This is a genomic window from Actinomycetota bacterium (assembly GCA_019347575.1).
In the GTDB taxonomy this organism is placed as follows: domain Bacteria; phylum Actinomycetota; class Nitriliruptoria; order Nitriliruptorales; family Nitriliruptoraceae; genus JAHWKY01.
In genome coordinates this window covers 85,737-106,798 of record JAHWKY010000007.1, presented here as the reverse complement: position 1 = coordinate 106,798, position 21,062 = coordinate 85,737, and the positions used below count along the sequence as shown (strand labels likewise).

Sequence of the window (21,062 nt, the reverse complement as noted above, 5' to 3'; positions counted from 1 at the left end):
GTGCATAGTCGCCTGGTCTCAAGGTCAGCGCGGGCGCGCTCGCACTGGTTGGGCAATCACCGCTGGTTGTGTCCGTCAAGGTGGTGTATGAGAGTGCGATCCTCGACCGCCTGATTCGTAGGCGCTTCCGACATCCGACGGGTACGTCGGATTTTGCCTAGCCGCGTTGTACCTGGTCAGAGCGTTGCGGGGTCCCGAGAGTGCCGCCGGATTCTCCTCGTGTGGCGCCGGAGATTGCCAAGGAATTACCGAACGGTAAGCCGCGATTCACTCGCAGACGCCACGCTCGGGACCAGGACTACGGCACGCGTTTGCGGGCGTGGGTGTCACACCGGCGTCTCATACTCCAGGTGATGATCGCGACACGTCTCCGCCACGCGCTGTACACCGTGGGCTACGTTGAGGACCCCGTCCAGCCAGCGAACGTGTCTCCTATGCTTCCGCGCTACCTCACGCCGGAAATGGCGGAGTTGTTTAGCGATCGCGCGCGCGTCGAGCGCTGGCTTCAGGTCGAGCTTCTGGCGGTGGATGCGCTCGCAGCAATCGGGCGGGTGCCCGCCGAAGACGCTGCCCGCATTCGCCGTGCCTCACCGGCGGTCGATGACTCGCTCCTCGCGGAGATTGAAGCTCGCGAGCAAACGACGCACCATGACGTCGCCGCGTTCGTCGATGTCGTATCGGGGCGACTGGGGAACGACGGTCGCTGGTTCCACTTCGGCTTGACGTCGTCAGACGTTGTCGACACCGGCCTCGCCCTAGCACTCGTGGCCGCTGGGGAGCTGGTTGTCGAAGCTGGTGCTCGCCTGCATCGAGTGTTGGTGAGTGAGGCGCGCGCGCACCGAGCGGCTGCCATGCCGGGCCGCACACACGGTATGCATGCTCTCCCGGTCACGTTTGGGTCGAAACTCGCCCTGCTGGCGCTCCAGGTAGCCCGTGCCGTCGGCCGAGTTGGTTTAGCGACCGATGGTCTTCGTGTCGGCAAGCTCTCTGGCGCGGTCGGCACGTATGCAGTGGTTGAGCCAAGGGTTGAGGCGGTCGTGTGCGAAGCACTTCAGTTACGACCGGAACCGGCCTCCCAGGTCATCGCACGGGACCGGCACGCCGACTTCGTGTTCTCATTAGCACTCGTGATGGCCGCGGTGGAGAACCTCGCGACCACCGTCCGTCTAGGTCATCAGACGGAGGTCGCTGAGCTCAGAGAGGGCTTTTCGGGCGAGCAGAAGGGATCGTCCGCGATGCCGCACAAGAGCAACCCTGTGAAGGCCGAACAGCTCTGTGGACTAGCGCGGTACGCACGGAGTCTCATGCCAGCGGCGTTGGAGAACGTCGCTCTCTGGCACGAGCGGGACCTCACTCACAGCTCGGTCGAGCGAATCGTCCTGGCAGACGCTTGCACCGTGGCGCACTACTCACTGTGTACGGCGACGGACCTCGTCTCGACGTGGGTCGTCGACACCGACCGCATGTCGGAGAACCTCGCCCGTAGCGGGGACGTTGTGTGCAGCGAGGCCTTGCTGCATGCTCTTATCGAGATCGGACGTTCGCGCGACGAGGCATACAGAACGGTCCAGTCCGTCGTCCGGAGTGCCGCCGACAACGGAACGACGTTGTACACGGAGGCCGCGCGGCTCGGCGTTGGGCTCAGCGATGACGAACTCAGAGCCACCCTGGATCCCGCCGCGTTACTGACTCACGCCTCGCGAGCCGTGGACGCGTTATGAGGCCCGCCCCGCATTTTGCGAGTAGGAGCAATGCCCTCGCAGCCCGGACGAACACGCCCGCCAGGTCGCTGGTGGTCGCCGTTCGAGTCACTACGCTGCGGAAGGACCCGCTCTCCAGCCGTGGAGGTCCAGTGCCGTGACCGCAATCAACTGGACTCACCCCTCCGTGCTTCGAGTGCTCGAGCAACAGGGCGCGAAGGACCCCCTGGAATGGGTGGAGACGCGGGCTCGCGACCTAGCGCTTCAGGCGATCGAACAGGGCTGGACCGGCCCACCTTATGACTCGTTCAAGCTTGCGGACGCGCTCGACATTGAGGTTGTTGCACGCCAAGACTTGGACGATGCACGGTTGGTAGCCATCGAGGGCAAACCCCGGATCGAGTTCAACCCGCAACGCCGGCCTGCGCGTATCCGCTTCTCGCTGGCCCACGAAATCGGGCACCTTCTGTTTGATGACTATGCGGACCGGACGCGCTATCGGGACATGGATCAACGCCGCGCCGACGACTGGCAACTGGAGGTTCTCTGCAACGTTGCGGCCGCTGAACTGCTCATGCCGGCCGGAGCGCTGCCCATTGGTGAGACGACGGACCTCGACTTAGTGCGTCTGCTCGATCTTCGGGCCAAGTTCGGTGTGTCGACAGAGGCACTCTTGCGTCGTGTGATCCGACTCACGGCGCGGCCGGCGTGTTTGTTCGCGGCCGCCCGTACCGATGACGGGCGCTTCCGGATCGATTACACCGTCCGTTCGAGGGCTTGGACCCCGGAGCTGCGGAGCGGAGATGTCGTATCTGCGGAAGTGCTCGCCCGCTGCACTGCGGTCGGCTACGCCGACCACGGCGTCGAGATCTGGGACGGGCAAGAACTGCGCGTCCAAGCCGTAGGCGTCCCGCCGTACCCCGGAGACAGGTTCCCGCGCGTGATCGGGCTCCTGCAGCCAGCATCTGAGACCGTCCCAGACGACGCGGGCCTGCGATATGTGAGAGGTGATGCGTCCCAGCCACGAACGGACGGTCGAGCGATCATCGCTCACGTTGTCAACAACCGCGCGAAGCGCTGGGGTGGACAGGGGTTCGCGCGTTCGCTGATGAAGCGCTTTCCCGCCGCGAAGGATGCGTACGCTGATTGGCCGGCGAAGGAGCGGCGACTCGGAGCACTACACATAGCGCCGGCTGCAGACGACCTGTGGATCGCAAGCCTCGTCGCGCAGGCTGGCTACGGTCCATCGGACCAACCCCGGCTCAGGCTGCCTGCTTTGCGACAATGCCTCGAATCTTTGGCAGAGACGGCGACAAGTCTCCGTGCCGAGGTGCACATGCCACTCATCGGCACGGGCCAAGGGGGGACCCCCTGGCCAAAGGTACGAGATCTGATCCTTGAGGAACTCAGCCGACGCCATGTTCGGGTTACTGTGCACATCCTTCCGAATGCACTGATGCCAGAGGATGCTGACGACAGCGCCCAGATGGCTCTGCTGTAACGAGTCCCCTCGGGCGCACGAAGAGGGATCCGATGGTGCAGCGCGTGGTGATCGTCGTGTCTGGCCCTGTTGCCGGCGGCAAGAGCCTGTTGGCGCGATCGCTGGCCGAGCGATTTGGTGGAATCCGGTTCTCCACTCGGGATCTTCTCGTACCCCACCTCGCCGAAGGACAGACACCAACCCGGGGCACGCTCCAACGCATTGGTGCTGAGCTCGATGAGCGCACGAACGGTCGCTGGGTCGTAGATGGCTTGTCGCGCCGAATCTTCGACGCAGACGAGGAAGTCGTCATAGTTGACGCCGCGCGCATAGCAGCCCAGATCGAGGGTCTTCGCCAGGCATTCGGACGCGACGTTCGGCACGTGCATGTAACTGCGCCGCGGAAAGTGTGCGCCGAGCGCTACGAGAATCGGCGCTCGGAGGCAGAGTTTGAAGAAGCCGCGTCGTACGCCGCTGTCGTCGCCGACCCTACGGAGGAGCGAATCGATGACCTGGGCGCAATGGCTGACGTCGCTGTGGACACCGAGCGAGATGGTCCGGACGATGTAGTCGTTCGCGTAGCTGCCCAACTTGGGCTGCTTGACCGCGAACATGCTTCGTGCGTCGACGTGATCGTTGGCGGAAGTTATGGCAGCGAGGGGAAGGGCAACATCGCATTCCACCTCGCACCCGAGTACGACCTGCTGCTTCGAGTCGGTGGACCAAACGCAGCACACAAAGTCTATCTGGCCTCTGGCGAGATCTTCACGCACTTCAGCCTACCGTCAGGTACGCAAGCGGGCGATGCTCGGCTCGCCCTTGGTCCAGGTGCCGTCGTGTACCCGCCAGAGTTGCTCGACGAGATCGCACGCTGTGACGTCAGTAGCAGTCGTCTTTCGATCGACCCCCTAGTGATGATCATCGACGACGCTGACAAAGCTCGCGAGGCTGAGAAACTCGGTGGCATCGCTTCCACCAAATCCGGAACGGGGTTCGCCACCGCTCGCCGGATCATGCGCGGCGATGACGTTCGGCTCGCTCGGGACGTCCCAGAACTGCATCCCTACGTTCGACCGACGTACGAGATCCTTGAACAAGCCTACGCATCACGGCAGCGGATCATGTTGGAAGGGACACAGGGATCCGGACTCTCGCTCTTCCATGGCCCATATCCCTACGTCACCTCACGAGACACCAACGTGGCCGGCTGTCTGGCTGAGGCTGGAATAGCGCCGTCTCGCGTCCGCCGCGTGGTTCTCGTCGTGAGGACGTATCCTATCCGTGTTGGAGGAACGTCGGGGCCGCTAACGACGGAACTGACGTGGGAGGAGATCGAGGAACGGTCGGGCCTCAAGGGCTTGGCAGAGAAGGAACTGACTTCAAAGACACAACGCCTGCGCCGGGTGGGAGAACCGGAATGGGATCTGTTGCGGCGTGCGGCCCTATTGAACGCACCCACCGACATCGCACTCACCTTCGCCGACTACTTGGACGGCAGAAACGTGGAGGCGTGGCGTTTCGAGCAGTTGACAGACGAAACTATCCGCTTCATAGAAGAGGTTGAGCGGGTGACTGGTGCCCGCGTATCCCTCATCTCGACCGGCTTCATGCAGTACCGCGGCATTATAGACCGCCGACAGTGGTGACTTCGGACGTTCTGACGGTTGGCTACATGGTCGAGCGCTGGCCAACCCTGTTCCACATGGCGGAGGAAGGATCGTGGGCAAGTATTCAGCGCTTTGGACTTCGCTCAACCACCGCTCTACTTGATCTGTACGGGATCGAGGGCCCGGAGCGTGAGACGATCGAGGCTAGGCGCCGACCGGAGTCAGTTCGGATTGAGCATCCTCGGTACGGCACAGCTTGGATCCGAGATAACAAGCCAATTAACGAGACCGTGCTCAGGAGGACTCTCTTCGGCATGACCGAGGACGAATGGTATCGAACGCTCAACGGGAGAGTGTTTTTTTGGCTTACCAGGAAGCGCCTAGATCGCCTGCGTCACGCCCCGCCATATCGGGACCGTCAACACGACATCCTTGTCGTCAGCACGGAACGACTTCTCGCGCGGTTCGGGGACGCTGTGGAGTTGTCACCTCTCAACAGCGGTGCTGTTCACCCCGGCGCAAACTACACGCGGGGGGTCGGCACATTCAGCCGAATCTCGGACTATCCGTGGCGGCAGCGGTGCCGTGTGGCCCCCGCTGAGCCCATCGTGGAGTTGACCGTGCCATATCTCGTCGACGATCCAGCCTCGGTCGTCATTGATGTCAGGACCTACTAACGTTTAGCCAGTGCCGCCGAGTTCTGTTCGACGTCGTGAGGGATGGGTGTGGCGGCGTCTCCCGCAGGCTCTGCGACTCCTTACACACCCGGTACAGCACACGCTCGAGCTCGTAGGCCGTCGGGATGCCGGCACAACGGCGATAGCTCGTCTAGGTTGCATCGAGCCCCTCATAGCAGTAGAGCCCAGCGGTGTCGACGACGGCCGCGTCCCAGGTCCCGGCGTAACAGCGCCACTGGACGCAGCTCCTGATCGTGCATGCTACGCAGCGGCTGTGACGTCGCCGTTGGGGTGTCGTCGGGTCGGTCTTCCCCTCCGTCCTGCGAGTCCGAGTTCGCGGCGGATGATCTGCAGCCGTCAGGCGTCGGCGGGGGTGTTGTAGGTAGGTACCGCGCCAGCCAGCCGCGGCACGCTCGAGACCGAGGCGGCGCTACACACCGCCATCACGCTCGTGCACCCGTTCGCATCGGGACTCGAATCCGCAGTCCTAGCACGCGGGTAAGTGAGCAAGCCGATTGCGGATTTCGCTTCCCGGCCTAAGGCGGCCTCGACTGGTCCGTACGAGATTCGGACCGGCGGACCTCATCCGATGGCTGTTGTACCCGGGAGGTCCTCCGACCGTTGGAGCGGTCGCGATATTGGCTCAGCCTCCACCGGCATCCGTCGACCCATCCGCAGTCTCATGCCGAGCGATGAATCGTGCGCGTTCGAGTAGTTCGTCGAAGGTGATGATCTCTACATCGTGAATCGAACGACGATAGAGTTCAAAGCTCCTGTACAGGTCCTCATTGACGACGCCGTTGCGGCTGAACTGCTGCAGCTGGCCGATGACGATTACCTTCCGAGGCTCAACTGTCCCCACTTCCCTGAGCGGCCATCCCTTCCTGTCCTTCTGTGTCGCGAGGTCCGACAATCCCTTGACAGCCCGATGCGCAGTCACCTGAACTTGGCTGACCGCACCGGACAGCTCAGCCGAAGGGCGGTAGATACCCGACCGGTACTCCTTCGGGTTGAGGAGATCCTCCGAGGCCTTCTTGATTTCGACGAACATGAGCGACTGGATCAGGCCCAACGTGATCATGAGACCATCGATTCTGTCGCCCGTTCGGGAGAAGGCATCAGCACCCGTCGTGTACTGCTCCAGTTTCGTGTCGTCGAAGCCCTCGCAAGCCACCAGCTTGAGCCCATAACCGAAAATCCATGGGTGCTCCTCAAAGAATGCCTGCCACATGGGCTCCTCTCCTCGTGCTCCCGTCTGCTCGATCCGGGCTGCCAGGTAGTCGGGATCCTCGATCAGATGGTTGAACTCGTCGAGGGCAGCGCGGCGATCGACGAGGAGACGAACGTCAGCCTCCGTCAGTCGGCCACGCATGGCACTCTGAACGACCCGGCGGGCCTCGCTGGTGTCGGCATCGGCCAGCACAGACGTGAGGTCTCGCAGGTCCTGCGGCACGACTGCCACGGGCTCGCCCGGGAATTCGACCTCCTTCAAGGCGGCGAGGAACGAGACGAGCTGCCAGAAGTTCTCGTGGCATGGATCAAGATTGACCGCTGTCTTAACGAGGATGTGCTCCTCCTGGTTCCGGAGCTGCTCCTGACCTCGCTTGAATCCGGCCTTCGTCTTGTTGTCCTTCTTGAGGAACAGGCGCGGCTCGAACTTCTCGCCCTTGGCGATGAGTGTCACCTCGCAGTAGGTGATCGTTCGGTCCGTCTCGTCAATGACGAACTCCTTGATCAGGCGCCTCTGCTTGACATCGAAGAAGTAGTTGAAGCCGGATCTATCTCCACTCGGACGGATCTCAAGGTCCGTGAACTCGTCCAAGCCAACGAAGAACAGTTCGGTACGGCGGCGCTCATCCAACCACTGCTCGAGTGAACGGAAGTCCACAGGATCACCCCCGACATGTCGCCCTGGAGCTCAGGGTAACCAGCCACCGGCACGGTCCCCATGTGACTCGAGGTGGCTTAGGTCTGGGGCCGCTGGCTCGCGAGGTCTCGAGACTGTGAGCAATGTGCCGACGGCCATCGAGAACGGCACGGCCGCCATGAGGAGCACGCCGATGTCATCGCTGGGCGCGATCGTCGAGGCATAGAAGAGGGGAATCGACGCCAGCGCAGCTACAACGATCAGTACGAAGTCGCCCATTGGGCCGCTTTGCCGGTGCGAACGGCGCGCACCGTGCAGGAACTGTCCGGGGTTCGGGAGACCAGTTCGACGGAGCCACGCCCGCACGATGACCGGAAGGACCGCGATCCACGGCAGCCCGACTACGAGGAAGACGACGGCCTCGAGCCTGGCGATGGAGTCGCCGCCCCTCCATGCCAGGGTCGCGTCGGCGATGACGATGGCCGGCGCGGAGGCCGCCAACAAGGCATCGAGCACGCGCCCGGGATGTTTCCGGGTTGGGACCTCTGGCGATGGACGCGCGGCTTGGAAGGGGAGACCTCGGTGAGAGGTGCTGACTGCTTGGGCAGTCTGGGCGGTACCGGCCTTGCCCCCTGACCGCATGGTCTCCGGGTGGGTGGGTTGGCGAGGAGCCTCGACCATCGTGGTTCCTTTCGTCATGGTGACTCGCCGGGTAGCCCGTCACCGCTAGCCGGGGTTGGATCGATAGCCAAGGTGCACGTGATCGCGATGATCCGAGTCGCTGAAGAACGGGGCGACCCCCAGATCCGCCCACGGTGTTCCGATCTCCGTCGGTCGAAGGCCCGAGTCGAGTGCCGCAAGCCACTCCACGAGTCCGCGAGCCAGCTGATTGGTCGTATGGACCGGACGGTCGTCGACGACTGCTATATCGGCCGCGCGGCCGTACCAGTGGTGCGAGGTCCGGCAGCCGTCGAAGTCGCCGCCTCCGACGCAGCGTGAATGGCCGGTGCGGAGGCTCGTGATCGTAAGCGTGTGTCGTTCACTCGCGAGTTGCAAGACCTGGAGGACGCGCGCATCGATGCGCCCCGCAGCGATGTCCGCTCTCCCCGCGTCGTAGATCTCCAGTCTGGGGTTGGCGAGCACCATCGCCACGAGGGTCGGCGAGGCGGTGACGAAACCGGGTGATCCGGCGCTTGAGTAGCGGGCCGCCAGCGTCATGACCCGCTCGACGTAGTCCCACGAGTTGTTGTACGCCCAGATCGCGTCGGGGAGTCGAGGCGGGTCCGTAGCTCCGCTCGCGCACAGGTAGACCGCTGCCGCGTGCGCCGCGTCGACGGCGTTGTGGGGATCAGTGATGCGGTCGCCGGACGCATCAACGCCGTAGGCCTGCCAGGTCGCCGGGATGAACTGCATGGGCCCGACCGCGCGGTCGAAGACGGCGTCGCCGTCGTGGTGCCCTTGATCCGTGTCCAGGACAACGCGTGTCCCGTCAGTGCCGTCGAGGACGGGACCGAGGACAGGAGGCATCACTCGGCCGTCCGGGAGGAGCTGCGCGCCGCCGCTTCGTCCGTGGTCTGACTCGATGCCGCCGATGGCTGCGAGTACCGACCACGGCAACGACGGGCATCGAGTCGCGACGGCGTCCTGGTAGAGGGCGAGGAAGGCCGACGGCACCTCGTCCACTGCGTCTTGCGAGGGCGTATCGATCGATCCCACCGCAGCGAGTCCCGCCACGACGGGCAGCCCGAGGAGAAGTCCGAAGCCCGCGAGGAGGGACCAGGCGACGCGGACCATGTCGCGGCTCCTTGCTCATCGCGCCCGACAGGGAGAGAAGGCCCTGTAGGCATCCCGAACGTGACAGCCGTCTCGTGGCAGCCATCGGCGCACCGCATGCCTCACCCAAGAGCACCGACCGTCTCCGTGTTCCGTTCGAATTCGTTGTCACACCGCGACCCCGGAATCGGCCTTCTCATTCACGGGAGCAGAAGACGCGAGTCGCCGTCCCTCTCCATAGGTCCGAGGAGGAGGAACCGTCGTGACCCCACCGCTGACGCTCGCCCAGGTCGCGGGTGACCCCGACCCGAGCCATCTACCGGGAGGGCAGGTCCTGCAGCAGCTCACCGACGGGATCATGGGGTGGGGGCTGATCCTCGCGCTCATCGCTCTGGTCGTGTCGGCGGTGACGTGGGCGCTGGCGTCCAACTCGAACAACTACCAGTACGCCGTGTCGGGGCGTCGCGGCGTCATCATCGCTGGGTTGGCGGCGCTGCTCATCGGTGCCGCCCCGGCGATCATTAACTTCTTCTTCGACACGGGGACCACGGTCCGATGACAGCGCGTCGCAGGATCCTCCCCCTCTCCCTCGCGGTGGTGGCGGTCTTCGTCCTCGGACTGCTCACCGGTCGGACCGTGGTCCCTTCCCCCAAGCAACCGGATACTGCAAGCGGCTCGACCGATGAAGCGGCACAGACCGAAGCGAGAAGCACGCAGGTCCAAGAACACGCCGCAGCCGAAGACCACCCAAGTTCGTCGCTCGGCGCCTTCGACCGTACGAAGGAGGGCGCCATCGAAGCGGCCACTGCCTACGGCCTGGCTCTTGACGGCCCTGGTCTTCTCGATCCGGTACAGCGTCACGAACTCCTCGACGAGTTCGCGGCAACGGAGGCCGAAGACGAGCTGCGCCAGGTCCTCGAGCAGGTCGCGGTCACCATCTCGACCAACCTCCCGCTGGCGTCGGGGGCTGGGAACGACATGGGGTTCGTCTGGCGGACGACGCCGGCCGGATGGACGGTGCGGGCGTACTCACGCGACCGAGCGCGGATCGCCATCTGGGCGACGGGGATCGTCATGGCGGGCGGTCAGACGCTCGTGCAACCCGCCTGGAGTACGACGGAGGTGGAACTGGTGTGGGAGAGGGGCCGGTGGCGCCTCGTGGGATTCCTGACCAGCCCCGGCCCCGAACCACCGCAGACCGGGGAGCCTGGCGGCATCGCGATCGCCGGCCAGATCAACGAGTTCCAGCCGTACGACTACGTCCCGCGCGCCACCTCGTTCGCGGAGTAGGCGATGCGTCTGCGACTTGCACAAGCAGCCGCTGTCGCCGTCATCGGTCTCGGCGTGGCGCTCGGCGGAACGCCGACGGTCGGCGACGCACAGGAGAACGTGGTCGCCATCGTGGAGACCGAGCCGCCAACTACCGCTGAGTCTGGCGACACAGGGTTCTGTAGCCACGTCCCCTGGATCGTCGGCGACGTGTGCAGCGCCGTCGGCGACGTAGTCGGCGGCGGCATCAGGACGATCGTGGGCGGGGGCGCGAGCGCGATCCTCGGCGCGATCGTCGGATGGGTCGTGGACGGCGCGGGATGGATGCTCGGTGGGGTGGCGGGCTTCATCGATGGGTCGACGCGGCCTCGACTCAGCGCGGGATGGTTCGAGGCCTCCTACCGCGACATGGCCGTGGTCGCCGCTCTGGGACTCTTGCCGTTCCTCCTCCTGGCCGTGATCCAGGCGCTCCTGCGCCAGGACATCGGGATGATGGTGCGGGCGGCGTTCGCGCACGTACCTCTCGCAGCCGTCGGTACGGCAGTGGCGATTACGGTCGTCGGCCTGCTGGTGTCGCTCACCGATGAACTCGCGGCTTGGATCCGTCGCGGCATGGGCGCAGACCTGTCGTCGTTCGCAACGGGGGTCGGCAAGGGACTGGCTCTGGTCGCTGTGCCGACCTCCGCGACGACCGGTGCCGCGGTCGCGGGCTTCGCCGCACTGATCGGTGGAGCGGTCGTTGCGTTCGCATCGTTCGTGATCTGGCTCGAGCTCCTGTTGAGGGAGGCCGCCATCTACGTGGCGGTTTTGTTCTTCCCGCTGGCGTTCATGTCGATGGTCTGGCCCGCCACGGCCCACTGGCTGCGCCGTCTGGTGCAGGGCCTCGTCGCCATCGTCCTGTCCAAGCTCGTGATCGTCGCCGTTCTGGCCCTGGCGTCCAACGCCCTCGACGCGGATGTCGCTGACGATGGCTTCGCTGTCGTCGTGTCGGGCTCAGCGCTGTTGACTCTCGCCGCCTTCGCTCCGTACGTGGTCCTGCGGTTGATCCCCGTCTTCGAGTCCAGTTTGTCGGGCCAGCTCGAAGGCACGTTCCGCCGGCCGACCGCCGCGGTGGGCACGCCGGTAACACGCAACCAGGTCGTCGGGATACTCAAGCAACGCGCCGGTGGGGACGCGCAAGGAGTCGCGCGGGGTGCATCGGCAGCAGCCGGACCGGGACGCGCCGCCACGGCGGGGGCCGCTGGTGGAGGGGTCGCTGTCGCCGCAGCCGCCGCGGCGACGAAGAGCACCATCGCCTCGGCAAGGACGCGCGCCGAGCAGGTGGCGGAGACCGCTGGTGGCGCCGGGCGCAGCTCACCTGCGGCGAGGCGCGACACTCCCCGCGCCTCCGACCCGCACGTCGGGGACGACCAGCCCAATGACGCTTCACGTTGAACGCGACCCGCTACGAGTTCGGTGCCGCCGCCGAGGACCGGACGGTCGTCCTGGGGCTGCGCGCCGCACAGCTCGCCGTACTCGGCGGTGCGCTGGTGACGGCGGTCGCGCTGGTCCGTCTCGGGGCCGGGGCGCGCGGGTCGTTCGTCGTCGCGATCGGGGTCGTCGCGCTGGCGGCGATGGCCGTCGTGTGGCCGGTTGCGGGCAGGACGGTCGAGCAGTGGACGCCGGTGGCGCTCCGCTGGGTGCTCCAGCGTCTCACCGGGCGACAACGCCACCGCTCGCCGCTCCCACTGCTGGGTCACGACGCGCAGGGCGCGCTGCCCCAGTGCCCGCCCCCAACTCTGGTGGGGACGCGGCTCCTGCCGGTCGTTCTCGAGGGGTCGGGTGGCCGCGAGGTCGGCGTCGTCCACGACGCCCGTGCCGGCACCTACAGCGCGGTGCTGTCCGTTCGCGGAGGCTCGTTCCAGCTCGCCGACACACCCGACCGGGAGCGGCGACTGGCGGCATGGGGCGGGCTGTTGGCGGGGCTCGCGCGCGCTTCCTCGCCCGTCCACCGGGTGCAGTGGGTCGAGCGAACCGCACCGGAGGACGGCGACGCGATGGGGCGCTACCTGGCCACGGCCCGGCAAGTGCCGCGCGACCACCCGAGCCTGGCGTCCTACCTCGAGCTCGTCGACCGGGCAGGGCCGTCGGCGCCTGCCCACGAGACCTTCCTCGTCCTGTCGATCTCCGTCGCCCGCGCACGACGCTCCGTGCGACAGGCCGGCGGCGGGCACGATGGCGCCCTCCACGTCCTGACGCGTGAGCTGGTCAGCCTGCGTCGTCAGCTCGCCGCCGCAGACCTCACCGTCGACGGGATCCTCACGCCGCGTCTGCTCGCCGGGGCGCTGCGAACCGCGTTCGACCCCCACTCACGCGCACCTCTCGCACGCCGAGCGACGGCGGCGCAGACCGAGGGAGGCACCGATCCCGGCAACGCGTGGCCGCTGGTGGCGGAGAACCGCTGGTCGGCCTACCGCACGACCGATGTGTGGCACGCGACCTACTGGGTCGCCCAGTGGCCCCGCTCGCCGGTCGGCGCCGACTTCCTGGCCCCGCTGCTGCTGGGCACCACCGCGATGCGCACCGTGGCGGTGACGATGGAGCCGGTGAGCCCCTACAAGGCGCACCGGGAGGTGGAGCAGGCGGTCCTCAAGGGCCAAGCCGATGAGGAGGTGCGCACTCGCGCTGGCTTCAGCTCGACCGCCCGACGCCGGCGCATGCAGGAAACGGCCGCGCGACGCGAGCAAGAGCTGGCCGATGGCCACGCCGACTACCGCCTGGCTGGCTACGTCACGGTCACCGCACCGTCGCGCGACGAGCTAGAAGCCTCGTGCGGGGAGGTCGAGCAAGCAGCCCAGCAGTCGGCTCTCGAACTGCGTCGCCTGGACGGCCAGCAGGACGTCGCGTTCACGTGGACGCTGCCGCTCGCCCGTGGGCTGCGATGACCGTTCCGCCAGGAGCCGGCTCCCACCGGGTCTCCACTGCTCATCTCCAGGCTGCCTACCCCTTCGTGACGGAGGGCGGGCTCGGAGGCCGCGGGGTGTACGTCGGACGTGAGGTGCTGGGCGGGGCGTTCTGCTACGACCCGTGGGTCCTTTACGACGAGGGTGTGCTCACCAACCCCAACCTCCTCGTCGCCGGCCAGGTCGGCCGAGGGAAGTCGGCCTGGGTCAAGACCTACCTGTGGCGCCAGCAGGTCTTTGGACGGCGGTCGTGGGTCGTCGATCCGAAGGGCGAGTACGGCCCGCTGGCAGAAGCGTGCGGCGTCGAGCCTGTGCGCATCGGACCTGGGCTCGGCGTGCACCTCAATCCCCTCGACTCCGGTCCCGGAGGCGCGGACGTCGATGAGGGGGGCCGGCGTCGGCTGAACCTGTTGACATCGCTGGCGGCTGCATCCCTGGACCGTGCGCTGAGCCCCGACGAGCAAACCGCCTGTGAGCTTGCGTTGACGTCGGCGACGAGGGAGCACGGCGAAGATCTAGTGATCCCGCACGTGGTGGACGCACTGCTACGCCCGGACCTTGACGCCGCCCAACGGGTCGCGACCGACACGAGTTCGCTCGCGGAAGCAGGCCGGCAGGTGGCCTTGGACCTGCGGCGGCTGTGCCAGGGCGACCTCGCTGGGATGTTCGACGCACCCACCAGCCCGACGCTCGACCTCACGGCGCCCGTGGTGGTGCTCGATCTGTCCGAGCTGTACGGCTCGGCGGCCCTGGGCCTCCTGATGCTGTGCGCCACGGCCTGGCTCCAAACCGCGCTTCGGGGCGTCACCTCCGAGCGGACCATCGTGGTGGTCGACGAGGCGTGGGCGGTGCTGCGCCAGCTCCAGATCGCACGTTGGCTCCAAGCGTCGTGGAAGCTGTCGCGCCAGTACGGCGTGTCCAACGTTGCCGTCATCCACCGACTCAGCGATCTGCAGGCGGCCGGAGAGGCTGGCTCGGAGCAGGTGGCGCTTGCGCGCGGCCTGCTGGCGGATTCCGAGACGCGTGTCATCTACGGCCAATCCCCAGCAGAGACCGCCGCCGCGCGCGAGATGCTCGGGCTCACCGACACCGAGGCGGAGCTGCTGCCTCAGCTCGGACGGGGCGTGGCTCTGTGGCGCGTCGGCAACCGGTCGTTCCTCGTCGAGCACGCGCTCGGCTCCCACGAACGTGCGATCACCGACACGGACGCCCGCATGACGACGGTCCTCCGAGAGCTGACGGAACGAGGTTGAGGGTGAACGCACCACCGTCAAGGAACTCTCAACTGTCGGGCGGACACAACATCGCGACGGGCCTGTCGCCATTCGAGCTGGTCGTCGCCTTCGGGCTCGGCGTCGCGGTGGCCGGCTCGGCCTGGCTGTGGGCTGCCGCTCAGCTCGCGGCGCTCGTCACGTCCGGTTCCTGGCTGACGATCAGGTTGTCGGAGATGGTTCCGGTCGCGTTCGAGGTGGCCCGGCATCCTGGTGACCCTCGGGCGGCGTTCCCCGTCGAGGCGGCCAGCCGCTTGCCTGGTCCGGTGCTGTTCTGGACCGCAGCGTCACTGCTGCTGGTGGCGGTGCTGGTTCCGGTGTGGTGGCTGTTGGGGCGCCGGGCGAGGCGACAGCCGGAGGCGTCGGATGCGTCGCGATGGGCGACTCCGCAGGACCTGACGCCGCTGGTCGTTCCCGGACCGGTACCCGGACGGCTGACGCTCGGCTACGGATCACGCGGCCGGTTGCTCGCGACGGAGGCGGGACACTCGCTCCTCGTGCTTGGCCCGACCCAGAGCGGCAAGACCTCGGGTCTGGCGATCCCGGCGATCCTCGAGTGGCCCGGTCCCGTCGTCGCCACGAGCGTCAAGGCGGATCTGCTGGCCGAAACCATCTCGACGCGGCGCGACCGCGGTGACGTCTGGGTCTACGACCCGACATCGAGCGTCGCTGAGTTCGACAGCGCCTCGTGGACGCCCTTGGCCGGGTGTCACAGCTGGCAGGAGGCGTTGCGGACCGCGTCGTGGCTGACCCAGGCGGCGCGTGACCGGCAGCTCGATGAGAACGACTTCTGGTACTCGAACGCCGGCAAGTTGATCGCGCCCTTGCTGTTCGCGGCGGCCACCTCTGGCTGCACCATCAGCGACGTCGTTCGGTGGGTGGACCTCAAGGAGCAGCAGGAGGTCGAACTCCTGCTCAAGGTGGCGCGCGTACCCGAAGCCCTGGCGGCAGCGAGGGCGAGCTGGGGACGCGAGGAACGGTCCCGTTCGTCGGTGTACACGACCGCAGAGACCGTTCTCGCGGCGTTCGCAGATCCCCAGGTCGCGGCCTCGGCCCAACGCTCCGACATCGATCCTGAGCGGCTGCTGGGCGGCGGGGCGCACACCCTCTACGTGTCGGCACCCCTTCACGAGCAGGCACGGCTCCGGCCTCTGTTCACGGCGCTCGTCCAGACCGTGCTCGCGGCGGCCTACGAGCGAGCCGGCAGCAAGGGACGACTGAACCTATTGCTAGTGCTGGACGAGGCCGCCAACATCGCGCCGCTGCGCGAACTCGCACAAGTCGCCTCCACGGCCGCCGGGCTGGGCATCCAGCTCGTGACCATCTGGCAGGACCGTTCTCAGATCGTCGCCCGGTATGGGCACCAAGCAGCAACCGTGGTCAACAACCACCGCGCGAAGCTTCTGCTGTCCGGCATCACCGACGCGACCACGACGACGGAGGTTGCCCAGGTCATCGGCGAGGCCGAGGTGACGCGGCGGACCACTACCGTCGACCCCGAGGGTCGCATCTCCGCTACGCACGCCACTCAGCACGAACCCCTGACCAGCGCAGCCGGTCTGCGCCAGATGCGACCTTTCGAGGGAGTCCTGATCTACGGCCATCTCCCGCCGACGCGGATTCGCCTCAAGCCATGGTTCGACGCACCGAAACGGTGGCGGGAACGACCTCGCTCGAGGTGAACCTGGCTTCTTGTTGTGTCCATGCTCCAGATCGGGACCCACATGACGACCTTCGACGCCGTCGGCGCGACGTCGGCGTGGATTCCTTCGACGTCCCTGGGCGATCGGCTGCAGGAGCACGTGCGGGGTTCCCGATCTCAAGAGTGTCTGCCGCCGACTCCTAGCCGGGATGACGACGACCGTTACCCGCTCGAAGCTCAGGCACCCCCCTCAGTTCTGGACGGATCTCCTCCGTCCTTGGTGTGGGTGGGTACAACGTCGATGCTGCGAGGTCGACCACTCTGCGGTCCACGTCCGCGATGCCTTACCCTGCCTCACCCACGTCGTGGATCGCCTGTGAGAGCGACTCGCGGATGGTCTTCAAATCCAACTGTCCGCCCGCGAGGAAGCCGCTCCCCTCCGCCAACGTCTCTGCCGCGGCACGCAGCGCCTCCACCGCGTGTCCCAGGGCGACTGAAACCGCATCGACGTCATGGTGGATGGCATGCGAGATCGATTCGTCGAGACGGGTGCACTCGTCGAGCGCCGTAGCGACCGCGGCATAGAGAGACTCCAGGGTCGTCTCGACGGCGGCTCTGCCCTCGGGTGTCAGCATCAACACTATCGCTCCGCGCCTGTCTTCGGCGCCGAACTGAGCGCTCACCGCGAGGGCGACTCGGTAAGCCTCGGCAAGCCTCGTGAGCGTGGTCGTCGTGCGGAGCAGCATGCGCAGGGGCCAGCGCGAGTGATGCAGAGCAGGGTGGAGCGGCGAGCCCGAGATGCTCAGCGAACCCACTGCCGACATCCCCCGAGTTCGGACACCAATGGAGCATGGTGGGCCATCCAACGCCGAAGCCACAACAGGGCAGGTGACTACTCACCCGTCCTCTTACCGAGTGCTCCCCCGGATGGACGAACGCGACGCCATGGATCTCGACGTTCAAGAGCGGCTGCGGACTCACTTGAGCTCGGGGCGTGGGCGACCAGCCTGGTCACTATCCACAGGGTGCGCCGCTCGTCCTGTGTCCATGCGACCGCAGCTTCGCTACATGTACTCACAGAATGGAGGTTGGGCGATGAACGAACGAGACGAGCAGGCAGGCATCAGCGTGGACGATCTCCCCGCGATCCTGCGTGAGGAGTACCTGTACGCGATCGAGCTGGCCCGTGCCGAGCACGATCCCTCATCCGAGTGGGAGGACTTCCGCGACTACCTCTGGGAGGCGCTCATCCGCGTGTTCGGGGTTGAGACCGAGGAACTGACGCCATGAGGCAACTCCGGCAGGGCGAGACACCCACTCCGATGCACGGGGACATTGCCGTCACGGGGGCGGCACGAAAGGATCTACTATCCAGGGTGAGCCTCCCGACATGCACTGGCCAGTTCAAGCGTCGTTCGCTCGTGTCAACTCGATGGAGCCCGTGACTCCTGCAGTCCTGTCAGTCGCATGTTCAACAGGACTGAAGCGATGGACACGTACATTGCCGGAACCATCGACATCGCGACAGGACCCATGAGTGCCGACGCCGCGGGTCCGATGTCTCTGTCCGGGGAGGACGCGAGCTCACTGTGGGAGTAGATGAGATCTGGCCACAGCTACGTGAGTTCTTGGCGACGTCAGATGAGGCGGAGCGGGTGCTGGCGGATGTTGAACGCGTTGCCGGTGCGCACGGTTGGGCGATGGCCTGTGCGCAGCTGTTCGAGGTGACGGTGCGCTTCTCCGCCCCCGCCGCCGCAGCCGCAGATGCCGATGATGACTCCGCCGCCCGGATGTTTGCTGCGGCACTGAAGCGCGGGCTGTTCGCCGCAGTGGAGGAGCTGGAGCAGGCGTGGCCAGCAGATCTCGAAGTGCCGGAGGATCTCCGTGCGCGACTCGACACTGCGCGCGAGACTCGAAACTACCTTGCCCACGACTTCTGGCTGGTCGAGCTTCCGCGGCTACTTGGCGGGCATGCCGATGTACTGGGCTCTGAGTTGCAGACAACAGCCGACGAGTTCCTCGCGTTGGCCCAGGACCTGATCCAGGTGCTCCTGTCTCGTGTTGCGGAACAGCGCGGTGTATCGCGTCAAGCGCTCGGGGAGTTCACGACCTTCCTGATCACCACCATGATTCATCGGCCCGAAAGCGTTGCCGGCCTCGACATCTGGAGAGACGGAGAGGAGCTCGTTGATCGACTGGCTGACCTTGTCGATGAGCTTCAGATGACGTCGGCACAGGAGTCAGGCGAGAACCGAAGTACTGCCGCCGGGCCCCTGGAGACTGACCCATCCCGGGACGTCGACGTCGTCCAAGTCGACGGGCGGCGGATCGTGCAATGGACCATCACCGATGCTGACGAACGGAGCGTGGTCATTAGGCACGACTCGCCGGACGCGCTAGTGCATCACTATGCGCCATGCGGACCCAACGAGGACCTACCGCTATTCCAGGGCGAGTTCACCTTCTCCGACGAGTCGGAGACCGTCGAACCGTGGACGGGTGAGGTGGCGTTCAGCTGGGCACCCTCGCCGCGGGTTGTCGCGCAAGGAGCGCGGCATGCGAACGTTGAGGACTTGAACGCGCTCTTGGAAGCACGAGAGCCGGGCTGGGTATCAAACCCCACCGTCGAGCTGCGCGAAGCGATCCCTCCTGTACCCCCTCCACCGATGGCGGGTGAGCGCGCTCCGTCTGACGGAGCAGCGAGGACTACGGCCTCCGTCAATCAGCGTCTTGGAGCGCAGCAGCTGGGGGCAGGCCGAGGCGTGGAGCGAGTGACCTTCCTCGTGCCGAACGGATGGTGGTGCCCTCAGGGGACACTCGTCTGTGACCCGGCCGATCGTCGGACGAGGTGGCCGAGCCGGCTGGTGGTCCCCATTGAGTCGTGGGAACTGACGCTCGACTCTCGACGCGAGGCGAGTCAGCACGCGTACTGGAAGGAGCGGAAGGGTCAGGGTGGCTACGACTTCACGCAAATAGGGCAGCTCCGTCGTGTGGACGGAACCTCGTTCGATTCCGCGCAAGCTCTGGTCTTCCTCGAAGCGATCGGGCTCGGACTGAGCTTCGCTGTCGGCCGCTCAACGGCCACGCTCCTCCCCGTTGGATGGATCGGGGACACGCCAACGTGGACGTCCTGGCACGAAGCCCCTGTCGATCGGTTGTGGTCAGCGGGTACTTGGCTCGACGAGAGACTCGCGAACGAGCAGCTCTCGGAGCTCCTGCCGCTGGTCGTAGGGCAGTGGAAGGACCCACTGCGTCGTGATGTGTTGAGGTACGCCATTTCGTACTACCTGACCGCGAACGTCGACGTGAACGCCGAACTCATCGTCGCCATCGCAACATCTGGTCTCCAGTTGCTCGCGTACCACCGGTTCGTAGAGTCGAGCGGCGACTTCTCGCGCAAGGCATGGAAGAAAGTGCCCACCGAACAGCAGCTCCGGACGCTACTGGATGACTCCGAGATCCCGACCGCGGTCCCCCCACACCTCGCGCACCTTGCAAACGTCGCCGAGGAATTTCACTGCACGTCGGGAGACGATGTGGACGCGCTGACGTGCATAATCCGACTCCGGAACCACGTCGTCCATCCAAAGCACGCGCATCGGGCGGCACGCAACGTGTACGAGTGGGCCGAGGCGGGTTTCGTCGCCCTCCACTACCTCGAGTTGGCGCTGCTGAACGAACTCGGCTACCAAGGCAAGGTTCGATCTCGAATCGGCAACGCGGACTCCGGCACGCTGCTAGCTCCGGTGCCGTGGGCGACACCGTGACCGATCCGCATCGCGCGCCCGGGCGTCGGCACCCCACGGAGGCCCCTATGGCGACGGACAGCGGCAAGGTCAGGGACTGGGTGGTACCTATCGGTGCGATCCGAGCCGACAATGAACATGCCACCTTCGAGTTCCGCGGCACGGGCTTCGCGCTTGAAGGCGAGGCTCGGATGATCACGGCGGCTCACGTAGTCCACGGCCTGACGGCTCAGGAACTCGGTTTCCTCACCGTCAGGGAGGGTGCCTGGACCGTCAACGAGATTCTCCATGTGCAAACACATCCCGAAGAGGACATCGCCAAGCTCGATCTAGTGGGACCCCTAGCCGGTTCACCGCTTGTGGCAAACCCCGACTGGCAAGGATCCGCCATGCCCTACACTATGTGGGGCTATCCGATGGACGCACAGTACGACATCGTTGTCGATGGTCTTGCTCACCCCCGACCTGACCTGGTCTTCACAGCCGGACACGTACGTCGCCGTGTCAGCCACCCCGTCGAAGAGGTCACGGGGCAACGATTGCTTGAACTGGGTACAGCGGCTGGGCGGGGTTGTTCGGGCAGCCCCGTTCTTCGGGATCCGGGCTGGCAGGTCGTGGGGGTCTACATCAGCGAGAGACATAACGAAGCGGAGGGGATCCGTGTCGGTTACGCCGTGCGGATGGCCGATGTCATCGAATGGGTATCGACGTAGCTTGGATGCTGGACGACGCGAGCACGAGTTTGTTCGAGTCTCGGGAGCAAGCTCCACTCCGAATGAGTCGAGCATCGGCTAGGCCACGTAGTACCAATCACCGTTGAGAGCCTTTCAGGTGACCCCATGCGTGCCACTGCGCGTGAGAAGCAAGAGAACGCCGAGTACATCGCGGCCCAGGCGCACGAGAACGTCGTCCACGTCGAGAAGGTCACCTCGGAGATGGTGGGCCCGGTCCGCCACGACACAAGTCGTTGACGCTCAGGATCCGTTCCATAACGAGTTCGACCGCGATCGCTTAGCGAACACGGCGGTGGTGGCCCCGCTGGTCCATGGGTACGACGGCCGCGACGTCATCGCTGCAAAGCGTGCGAA

16 protein-coding genes are annotated in these 21,062 nt (G+C 65.8%); 12 read left to right on the top strand and 4 right to left on the bottom strand.

The features are described from left to right. The first annotated feature begins 353 nt into the window (after positions 1 to 353). The 3 genes from purB (at position 354) to KY469_06390 (ending at position 4,826) form a co-directional block, all read left to right on the top strand. Positions 354 to 1,721, top strand: a complete 1,368-nt coding sequence (gene purB, locus KY469_06400) for an adenylosuccinate lyase (protein MBW3662711.1) — start codon at positions 354 to 356, stop codon at positions 1,719 to 1,721. Between the two features lie 136 nt (positions 1,722 to 1,857). Beyond that, complete coding sequence (locus KY469_06395) at positions 1,858 to 3,201, top strand: ImmA/IrrE family metallo-endopeptidase (protein ID MBW3662710.1); 1,344 nt, start codon at positions 1,858 to 1,860, stop codon at positions 3,199 to 3,201. A 32-nt stretch (positions 3,202 to 3,233) separates the two neighbouring features. Next, entirely contained in the window at positions 3,234 to 4,826 is a 1,593-nt protein-coding gene (locus KY469_06390; GenBank protein MBW3662709.1) for an adenylosuccinate synthetase, read from the top strand. Between the two features lie 1,281 nt (positions 4,827 to 6,107). Here KY469_06390 and KY469_06385 read toward each other — a convergent pair. The 3 genes from KY469_06385 to KY469_06375 all read right to left on the bottom strand — a co-directional run bounded on the left by KY469_06385 (position 6,108) and on the right by KY469_06375 (position 9,125). After that, complete coding sequence (locus KY469_06385; protein ID MBW3662708.1) at positions 6,108 to 7,325, bottom strand: DUF4263 domain-containing protein; 1,218 nt, start codon at positions 7,323 to 7,325, stop codon at positions 6,108 to 6,110. A 57-nt stretch (positions 7,326 to 7,382) separates the two neighbouring features. After that, positions 7,383 to 7,847: a hypothetical protein gene (locus KY469_06380; GenBank protein MBW3662707.1), complete on the bottom strand. Its 465-nt coding sequence runs from the start codon at positions 7,845 to 7,847 to the stop codon at positions 7,383 to 7,385. A gap of 210 nt (positions 7,848 to 8,057) precedes the next feature. Further along, a complete protein-coding gene (locus KY469_06375) occupies positions 8,058 to 9,125 on the bottom strand; it encodes a lytic transglycosylase domain-containing protein (GenBank protein ID MBW3662706.1) in 1,068 nt (355 codons plus the stop codon). A 241-nt stretch (positions 9,126 to 9,366) separates the two neighbouring features. On the opposite strand from KY469_06375, the gene KY469_06370 reads away from it, so the two are divergent. The 6 genes from KY469_06370 to KY469_06345 all read left to right on the top strand — a co-directional run bounded on the left by KY469_06370 (position 9,367) and on the right by KY469_06345 (position 16,268). Continuing rightward, positions 9,367 to 9,663 (top strand): hypothetical protein, encoded by a 297-nt coding sequence (locus KY469_06370; GenBank protein ID MBW3662705.1) that lies wholly within the window; start codon positions 9,367 to 9,369, stop codon positions 9,661 to 9,663. Continuing rightward, complete coding sequence (locus KY469_06365; GenBank protein MBW3662704.1) at positions 9,660 to 10,394, top strand: hypothetical protein; 735 nt, start codon at positions 9,660 to 9,662, stop codon at positions 10,392 to 10,394. Before KY469_06370 ends, KY469_06365 begins: the two co-directional genes overlap by 4 nt. 3 nt (positions 10,395 to 10,397) lie before the next feature. Then, the gene (locus tag KY469_06360) at positions 10,398 to 11,807 is read left to right on the top strand and encodes a hypothetical protein (protein ID MBW3662703.1); all 1,410 of its coding nucleotides are present in this window, start codon (positions 10,398 to 10,400) and stop codon (positions 11,805 to 11,807) included. Next, positions 11,804 to 13,297, top strand: coding sequence for a type VII secretion protein EccE (locus KY469_06355; protein MBW3662702.1), 1,494 nt, complete (start codon positions 11,804 to 11,806; stop codon positions 13,295 to 13,297). Before KY469_06360 ends, KY469_06355 begins: the two co-directional genes overlap by 4 nt. Positions 13,298 to 13,392: 95 nt before the next feature. Further along, on the top strand, positions 13,393 to 14,568 hold the full coding sequence (locus tag KY469_06350) for an ATP-binding protein (GenBank protein MBW3662701.1): 1,176 nt from the start codon (positions 13,393 to 13,395) through the stop codon (positions 14,566 to 14,568). Positions 14,569 to 14,570: 2 nt separating this feature from the next. Then, a complete protein-coding gene (locus KY469_06345; protein ID MBW3662700.1) occupies positions 14,571 to 16,268 on the top strand; it encodes a type IV secretory system conjugative DNA transfer family protein in 1,698 nt (565 codons plus the stop codon). Between the two features lie 304 nt (positions 16,269 to 16,572). Here the strand turns inward: KY469_06345 and KY469_06340 are convergent, their stop codons facing one another. After that, the gene (locus tag KY469_06340; protein ID MBW3662699.1) at positions 16,573 to 17,043 is read right to left on the bottom strand and encodes a hypothetical protein; all 471 of its coding nucleotides are present in this window, start codon (positions 17,041 to 17,043) and stop codon (positions 16,573 to 16,575) included. Positions 17,044 to 17,323: 280 nt separating this feature from the next. Between KY469_06340 and KY469_06335 the strand changes: the two genes are divergently transcribed. From KY469_06335 to KY469_06325, 3 genes are all read left to right on the top strand, one after another. Beyond that, on the top strand, positions 17,324 to 17,518 hold the full coding sequence (locus KY469_06335; protein MBW3662698.1) for a hypothetical protein: 195 nt from the start codon (positions 17,324 to 17,326) through the stop codon (positions 17,516 to 17,518). A gap of 299 nt (positions 17,519 to 17,817) precedes the next feature. Continuing rightward, entirely contained in the window at positions 17,818 to 19,995 is a 2,178-nt protein-coding gene (locus KY469_06330; protein MBW3662697.1) for a hypothetical protein, read from the top strand. 47 nt (positions 19,996 to 20,042) lie between these two features. Beyond that, a complete protein-coding gene (locus tag KY469_06325; GenBank protein ID MBW3662696.1) occupies positions 20,043 to 20,687 on the top strand; it encodes a serine protease in 645 nt (214 codons plus the stop codon). Positions 20,688 to 21,062: the final 375 nt, after the last annotated feature.